Source organism: Streptomyces spiramenti (assembly GCF_012034385.1).
Classification (GTDB): domain Bacteria; phylum Actinomycetota; class Actinomycetes; order Streptomycetales; family Streptomycetaceae; genus Streptomyces; species Streptomyces spiramenti.
Genome location: NZ_JAAVJB010000458.1, coordinates 1 through 1,267, shown reverse-complemented (window position 1 = coordinate 1,267; position 1,267 = coordinate 1). Strand labels below are relative to the sequence as shown.

Sequence of the window (1,267 nt, the reverse complement as noted above, 5' to 3'; positions counted from 1 at the left end):
GGGTCGCGGCGGCGCTGCTGCTCTGCGGCCGGGCACCCGGCTCGTCCGCCGTGCCGCTGCGCCCCCGGGGCGCGGGGCACCACCCCACCCCGGCGACCTCCGGCAGGGTCCTCGGCGACGCCGTCGCCCGGCGTGGCCCCCCGGCCGGCCCCCGCGACCGGTCGACCGACCGGCTGATCCTCGCGGCCTGACGAGCGCTCTCTTCTGGTGGGGACGGCGCCGTCGCGGCGCGCGTCCTCTTTCCCTCACCCAGGACCCAGGAGTACCCATGACCACCCCCCTCGTTCGCCGTGCCCGCACCGCCCTCGGCTGCGCCGTCGCCGCCGGTGCCGTCCTCGCGATGGCCGCACCCGCCTCCGCGCACGTCACCATCGACCCCAAGGAGGTGCCCGGCGGCGGCTACGCGACCATCAACGTCAAGGTGCCGAACGAGCGTGACGACGCCTCGACCGTCGCCGTCGAGCTCCACCTCGACCCCGACCACCCGCTCGCCTCGGTACAGCCGCAGGCGGTTCCGGGCTGGGAGGTCGAGGTCGAGACCGCCGAGCTGGACGAGCCGCTGGAGGTCCACGGCAGCCAGGTCACCGAGGCCCCCAGCAAGATCATCTGGACCGGTGGCGAGATCAGCCCCGGAACCTTCCAGCAGTTCCCGCTGTCCGTCGGCCGCCTCCCCGAGGACGTCGACCAGCTGGTTCTGAAGGCCATCCAGACCTACGACTCGGACGAGGTCGTGCGCTGGATCGACGACCCGACCGACGGTGCCGAGCACCCCGCCGCGACGCTGACGCTCAGCGCCGCCGCAGCTGACGGCCACGGCCACGGCGACGACACCGAGGCGGAGGGCGCCGCCGCCCCCGACGCGGGCCAGGACGGGGACGCGACCGCCTCCGGCGCCACCGTCGACGCCTCGGCCTCCGACACCACCGCGCGCGTGATCGGCGGTGTCGGCCTCGCGGTCGGCGTCGCCGGTGTCGTCGTCGCGTTCCTGGCCCTGCGCCGGCCGGGCGCCGGTTCCTGACCCCGGCCCCCCCCCGGGGCCGCGGTCGTGGCGTGACGTAGCACCACGGCGCCTCGCCCGGAACGGGGCCGAGCGCCGAAAGGCCGGGTGAACCGGGCGGGGCCGTCCCCGCCCGTCCCCATCCGTCCGCCACGCCGCCCCGGAGGAGCGCGCGCCCCGCGCGACGCCCTCCCCGGGCGCCGGGCGGGCGGAGCCCGACCGCGCGTCCCCGCCACCCCGGGCCCCAGGCCGACCCCGCCCGTCCCGGGG

Annotated in this window: 2 protein-coding genes; both read left to right on the top strand. The window is 77.8% G+C overall.

Features of this window, described 5'->3' with window-relative positions; all coding sequences use genetic code 11:
• Positions 1–191, top strand: a 191-nt coding sequence (locus HCJ92_RS24140; protein ID WP_167935722.1) for a hypothetical protein, incomplete at its 5' end; no start/stop codon positions are given.
• 77 nt (positions 192–268) lie between these two features.
• Positions 269–1,018 (top strand): YcnI family copper-binding membrane protein, encoded by a 750-nt coding sequence (locus tag HCJ92_RS24135; RefSeq protein ID WP_167935721.1) that lies wholly within the window; start codon positions 269–271, stop codon positions 1,016–1,018.
• Positions 1,019–1,267 lie beyond the last annotated feature (249 nt).